Origin of the sequence: Collinsella aerofaciens (genome assembly GCF_020709435.1) — a bacterium.
GTDB classification, from domain to species: domain Bacteria; phylum Actinomycetota; class Coriobacteriia; order Coriobacteriales; family Coriobacteriaceae; genus Collinsella; species Collinsella aerofaciens_AU.
In genome coordinates this window covers 39,421-45,615 of the sequence record NZ_JAJFDP010000014.1, presented here as the reverse complement: position 1 = coordinate 45,615, position 6,195 = coordinate 39,421, and the positions used below count along the sequence as shown (strand labels likewise).

Below are 6,195 nucleotides of genomic sequence, written 5' to 3'. Positions count from 1 at the left end.
CCCGCGACCCCAACCTTGGCAAGGTTGTGCTCTACCAACTGAGCCATGTCCGCTTGCGGGTTATTAATTTACGCGAGTTGTCCAAAAGACGCAAGTACTTTTTTCAAAAAACTTGTCTGCCGCATGTTCTTAGTAGCTAAACGCGCTAAAGCGATTGGCTAGGCACACGATTCCAGCGCTCCGCTAAACAGCTTCACCATCTGTACGCGCGTGCCGGCGCCGTCCGTACGACGAGCAACCTCCACGTTATCGACGAGCATACGCATAAGCTTGATGCCACGGCCGCGCTCCTCGGATGCGACCGGCTCGCTCGTTTCATCGATAGAATAGCCGGCACCTCGATCAAGCACCTCAACCACAACGCGATCGCCATAGGCCTGAACCGTCAGGACGCACCCGATACCGCCCGCATGGTCATAGGCATTACCCAGCGCCTCCCCCGACGCCAATGCGACATCGTAGCGCTCGTCACGGCGCAACGGAAGCGATTCAAGGAGTTCGGCGATGCGATGTCGGTAGTATGGAAGATTCTCGATACCCTGACGGACCTCGACGCTCTTACTCCAGCGAGGCAGCTCCCCCACCGGAATGGCGGGAATAGACTCCCGTGCCGGCCCCGCGACATGAAGGATATCGACAAGACGAGCAATCTCCAAAAAGCGAACAACTTCACCCGATGCATTGACGAGCGAAAGCAGGCCTTCTCGCCTCATGAGCTCACGAGCGCGCGTAAGCAGGAATGCCAAGCCCGTCGAATCGATAAAGCTAACAGCCTGACAGTTGATGACAACACGACGCACGCCGCGACCAATCAAAGCATCCAACCGCCGACGCAGCGCAGGCACCGTGGCGATGTCGATATCGCCTGGAGGCGTCAAAACCGCTATGTCATTCCACTCATTCATACGACCATGGTTCCCCAAAAAAGCCCACTCGATGCATTCGTTTCCCCAACCGTACGGATTCAGCCCGCCCAGCGTCGTCTATGAACGACCCCGTAAAAACTCAAGGGACACCAATGCAATGTCATCGTCCAGCGCCGATTCGGTAAATCGGTCAAGCTCGCCCAAGACCTTGCCGCAGATTCCCGATACGCCCTCACCCGAGACAGAGAGCAGAAGGTCACGAAGGCGCTGCTCACCAAAGAACGCTCCGGTGCGGTCGCGGGCCTCAATCGTTCCATCCGTATACATGAAGAGCATGTCACCAGGAGCGAACGTAAACACGCCTGTCTCGTACACCATGCTCTCAAAGGCACCGATTACCCCCGATTGGCATCCAAGCAGCTCGACCTCTCCCCCACGAGCCTCGTCGCCACCCAGCGGCATCGACTCTGGCCTGATGACCATGGTCGGAGGATGGCCCGCCGAACAATACGTTGCGCGTCCGGCTTTAAGGTCAATCTTGGCGATAAAGGCCGTCACAAACGTCTCGACCCTCGAAAAGCCCATGAGCATGCTGTTAAGGGAGCGTGCCATGCGGGCCGGTCCAGCGCCCTCCCAGGCATATGCCGTCAGGGCCGTCTTGACGAGCGCGGACATCGATGCAGCCTCAATGCCTTTGCCAGACACATCGCCCAGAATCATGACGGCGCAATCGTCGGGAAGACGGATGAGCGTATAGAAATCGCCGCCGACCAACGCCGAGTTCGTGGCCGACAGGTACACCGAATCGGTTGCGATACCCGGAACATCCCCCAGTGAATTTCTCATGCCAATCTGGAGGGTCTGAGCGATATGGCGCTCCTCACGCTTTTGAGATTCGCCTTCATAGATCAGTTCAAAGTCATGAGCCAAGTGCACCAAGTAGTCATATTCAAGGTCATCAATCGGCTCTTGGCTACCATCACGAAGCAGCAGCGCGCGCGTCGTCGGGCCCTTCGCAACAGAAGCAGGAACGATCGCGTCGTTACTGTGCTTGCCATCGCCCTCAGAGCGCGGGCGCCCCGCCTCGATGCCGGCGTCGACGTAGAGACCCTGGCAAGGCAGGCCATGTGCCCTAAGCCAGCCTCCCATAGGCATCGATTCGTCAACGCGAGTTATACGGACGTGTTTAAGGTCCTCGGCACTCGTGCCGCCCAAAACAGATGCCTCAAAGCCATCGGGGGCAGCCCCCAAACGTGCCGCTGGCGCCGTCGTGGAAAAGAAAAGCTTCTCGGGATCGTCCGGCAAAGCAACGCGACTGCCGCCTTCAAAATCTATGACGTAGGAATCCAGACTGGCGTCATACTCAATAGGGCAAAAATGGCAGTTGAGCATATTGCAGATCTCGGACGATACCGCCTGGGTAGCCGCGGCGGAATCGTCTAGAAAGGTAAACAACTCATCCCGCAAGACATTGAGCGAGCGGCCAAGCTCGGCCGTGCGACGGGAGCGAAGGCTCGATGCCATGCCGACCAGCTGGATAGACAGGTAATCGCAAATGACCTCGAGCACATTAACGTCATAGGAAAGCGGTGCCTGGGGGCGTTTCCAACCAACTTCCAGCACGCCAAGGATCTGCGTACCGTAAAAAACGGGAAGACAGATTTCACTGCGGTACGGAGGCATATCCTGCATGCGCAACAGGTGCTTAGAACGATTATCCAGGTCCATGAACATACCGGAGGCGGCCTTATCGCCCTCAAGGTCCTGTTGAATCGACAAGCGACAAGCACGCGACTCGCGAAGAACATACGTCGGAATGCCAGCGCCATACGGCAAAAACTCGGGCAGGTAGCTGTCGAGCAGCTCCTTGGAAACACCGCGAAGCTTAAAGCCGCCGCTCTCAGAAAAATAGATAGCGGCACCCGAAGCATCGAGCGTTCCTACAAGCTGGTTCAAAACGGTATCAAGCAGGCTGGGTAACTCATCGGATCCCACAGTGCTCATAATGACCGAGAGCGTGCCAGAGAGACGCTTGTTCGCCACTCTAAGCTCCGATAACGCACGCTTGAGTTGACGGTCGTGAGAATACTGTTCCTCGATACTGTGAAGTGCCACCAGGACACGTGGCGCGCGGCGCCCAAAGATGCGCGGAGGCGTTACGGAGCCCGCACGAACCAAGACGGGAATAAAAGAGCCGTCGCTCAACTTGAGCATAAGTTCGCTCTCGGAGCCATCAGTTTCAAATGGCAGACGATGTTCCGTCGCACGTTCAAAAGCGGACGAGTACAGGACGTCTTTAACATCTCCACCGATGACGTCGGCGCGTTCCTCGCACATCAAACCAAGTAAGCGATTATTCACATGCAGAATGGTTCCGTCGAGCTCGCAGATGATGACAGCATCGCTCGTGATCTCGACTAGTTGGGCAACGTCTGCCCACTCGTTGCGTTCAAGCGTTTCCATCGTGGACCCCACCGTCTATCGGTAACAAAAAAGCCTCCGAAGAGGCTTCTCAAATGCGATGGTGTCGGAGGCGGGACTTGAACCCGCATGACCAAAAAGCGGTCACTAGCACCTCAAGCTAGCGCGTCTGCCAATTCCGCCACTCCGACATGCTATGTTGTTGAATCGCGGCTCGTTTTGTTGGACCCGCGCGTTCAACGAGGAAGATAATAACCTATGATTCGAGAACTGTGCAAGCACTTTTTTGAAAAAAGTTTACGAATTTGTAAATGCGCAGGTAGATCTATATGTCCGGGCCGGAATGGGGGCAACTTCCCAACGCGTCCTCGGGCATGCGGTACATTTTGATTCGCGCTTCGCGCTACAAAATGTACCGCCCCCTGCGGAATGCGTTGGGAAGTTGCCCCCATTCCGGCCCTACGTCTACGTACTCCATGCACAGTTCTCAAACATGTTCTGGGGCTGATATAAATTTAGTGGCTCGGCTTTGCCGAGCCCTTATATAAGGAGGCCGGAGCTAAAGCTCCGGCCTCACTATCTTTCCCATTAGATTAAGTGAGCGATCAGGGAATCGCACACCCCTGCCGAGTTACCGCAGGGCCCGTGCTGGACTTAGTTTTCAGAACATTCCGCAGACCAGGAAACCCCCTTATCCGCAGCTCCGAAGGAGCAGGATAAGGGGGTTTCCATGGTCGAGGACGTTCTGAAAACTAAGTCCAGCACGGGCCCGGACGAAAACAACCGACTACAGGTCGATGTGCGATTCCTTGATCGGGAACGGCTCGGCGAAGTGGCACGCGCAGCAGTGGCCCGGGGCAACTTCTTTAAACTCAGGCAGCTTCTCGGAGCAGATGCCCTGCGCGATCGGGCAGCGCGTGTGGAAACGGCAGCCGGTCGGCGGATCCAGCGGTGACGGCGGATCGCCGGCGAGGATGATGCGCTTGCGGGTCTTCTGGATATCAGGATCGGGCACCGGCACGGCAGACAGCAGCGACTGCGTGTACGGATGGTGAGGCTCGCTGTAGAGCGTCTTCCAGTCCGAAACCTCGACCATCTTACCCAGGTACATAACGGCAACGCGATCGGAGATGTGCTGCACGACAGAGAGGTCGTGAGCAATGAAGAGATAAGCAGTACCGAACTTATCCTGAAGCTCCTTCAGCAGGTTCAAAACCTGGGCCTGAATGGAAACGTCAAGTGCAGAGACAGGCTCGTCGCAGATGATCAGCTTGGGCTTCAGAGCGAACGCGCGGGCAATGCCGACACGCTGACGCTGACCGCCGGAGAACTCGTGCGGATAGCGGTTGATGTGCTCGGGGTTCAGACCGACGACGTCCAGCAGCTCGCGGACACGCTCAATACGCTCCTCCTTGGTGCCCACGCCGTGAATGGTCATGGGCTCGGAGACGATCTCGCCGATGGTCATACGAGGGTTGAGCGAAGCATAGGGATCCTGGAAGATAAACTGCATCTCGCGACGCATGTCCTTGATCTCATGTTTGCTCATCTCGGCAACATCTTTGCCCTGGAAGAACACCTTACCGGCGGTCGGCTTGGTCAAGCGCATGATGGTGCGACCCGTCGTGGACTTACCGCAACCAGACTCACCAACCAGACCAAAGGTCTCGCCAGGATAAATCTCAAAAGAGATGTCATTTACAGCAGAGACGACACGCTTGGAAAAACGCTTGGCGAACATGCCGGACTCAGCGGGGAACTCCTTAGAGAGGTGCTCGACCTTCAGCAACGGAGTACGCTCGTTGGTATCTGCCATTACGCCTCGCCTCCCTTCTTGGAATCCTTGCGCGTACGGGACGTCTCAGGAGCGTTCTTGAGAAACTCGGGGTCACCGGAGTAGTGGCACGCAGAGTAATGACCAGACTCGGTGACAACGCGCTCGGGGCGCTGCTTGCGGCACTTATCGGTCGCATAGGGACAACGAGGCGAGAACACGCAGCCCTCGGGCAGGTTCATGAGCGAAGGCGGGTTGCCGTGAATCGGCGTAAGCGGCTTCTTCTCTTCGATGGCCTGCTCCGGGATGGAGCGGATAAGGCCCCAGGTGTAGGGGTGGCGGCTCTCGTAGAAGATTTCCTCAGCAGTACCGAACTCGACGGGACGGCCGGCGTACATAACCATGATCTTGTCGGCCATGTCGGCGACGACGCCCAGGTCATGGGTAATCATGATGATGGCGTTGCCGTTCTTCTCCTGCATTTCCTGCATAAGCTCAATAATCTGAGCCTGGATGGTAACGTCCAGAGCAGTCGTGGGCTCGTCGGCAATCAGAATATCGGGATCGCAGGCAAGAGCCATGGCAATCATGACGCGCTGACGCATACCGCCAGAGAACTGGTGCGGATACTCGTTGACGCGCTTCTCGGGCTCGGGAATACCAACGAGGTCCAAAAGCTCGGTGGCACGCTTGAGCGCCTCCTGCTTGGAGTAGCCACGGTGCAGACGAAGGCCCTCGCCCACCTGCTTGCCGATCTTATAGACCGGGTTCAAGGAGGTCATAGGATCCTGGAAGATCATCGCGATATCGTTGCCGCGAATGTGCTGCATCTCTTCCTCGGTCATCTCGAGGATGGAGCGGCCGCGATAGCGAACGTCACCGCCCTCGATCTTTCCCGGAGGCATCGAGATAAGGCCCATGATGGTCATGGCGGTCACGGACTTACCGGAGCCGGATTCACCGACGACTCCCAGGGTCTCGCCGCGATCGAGCGTGTAGGAGACACCGTCGACAGCGCGAACGACGCCATCCTCGGTGTGGAAATACATCTTAAGGTCATCGACCTCGAGCAGATGCTGGCCCTCAGGAACCGGCTGGTCCTTCAGGTCCACATAGTTCTTGTTCTTCTTCATC

The 6,195-nt window shown here is 56.9% G+C and carries 4 protein-coding genes and 1 tRNA gene; all 5 read right to left on the bottom strand.

What is annotated here, in order from left to right; genetic code table 11:
• Positions 1 to 158 precede the first annotated feature (158 nt).
• Positions 159 to 905 (bottom strand): anti-sigma factor antagonist, encoded by a 747-nt coding sequence (locus LK493_RS08230; RefSeq protein ID WP_055286928.1) that lies wholly within the window; start codon positions 903 to 905, stop codon positions 159 to 161.
• Between the two features lie 78 nt (positions 906 to 983).
• Positions 984 to 3,329 (bottom strand): GAF domain-containing SpoIIE family protein phosphatase, encoded by a 2,346-nt coding sequence (locus tag LK493_RS08225; protein ID WP_227790692.1) that lies wholly within the window; start codon positions 3,327 to 3,329, stop codon positions 984 to 986.
• Positions 3,330 to 3,388: 59 nt separating this feature from the next.
• Positions 3,389 to 3,478, bottom strand: a tRNA-Leu gene (locus LK493_RS08220).
• A gap of 596 nt (positions 3,479 to 4,074) precedes the next feature.
• Positions 4,075 to 5,103 carry an ABC transporter ATP-binding protein gene (locus LK493_RS08215; protein ID WP_022094888.1) on the bottom strand — a complete coding sequence of 343 codons (1,029 nt, stop codon included), beginning with the start codon at positions 5,101 to 5,103 and terminating at the stop codon, positions 4,075 to 4,077.
• A complete protein-coding gene (locus LK493_RS08210) occupies positions 5,103 to 6,194 on the bottom strand; it encodes an ABC transporter ATP-binding protein (RefSeq protein WP_022094887.1) in 1,092 nt (363 codons plus the stop codon). The genes LK493_RS08215 and LK493_RS08210 overlap by 1 nt, the downstream gene beginning before the upstream one ends.
• Position 6,195: the final 1 nt, after the last annotated feature.

Bases quoted from the DNA above. Each gene is read 5' to 3' on its own strand.
- LK493_RS08230 (WP_055286928.1), bottom strand. From the start codon at position 905: ATGAATGAGTGGAATGACATAGCGGTTTTGACGCCTCCAGGCGATATC.
- LK493_RS08225 (WP_227790692.1), bottom strand. From the start codon at position 3,329: ATGGAAACGCTTGAACGCAACGAGTGGGCAGACGTTGCCCAACTAGTC.
- LK493_RS08215 (WP_022094888.1), bottom strand. From the start codon at position 5,103: ATGGCAGATACCAACGAGCGTACTCCGTTGCTGAAGGTCGAGCACCTC.
- LK493_RS08210 (WP_022094887.1), bottom strand. From the start codon at position 6,194: ATGAAGAAGAACAAGAACTATGTGGACCTGAAGGACCAGCCGGTTCCT.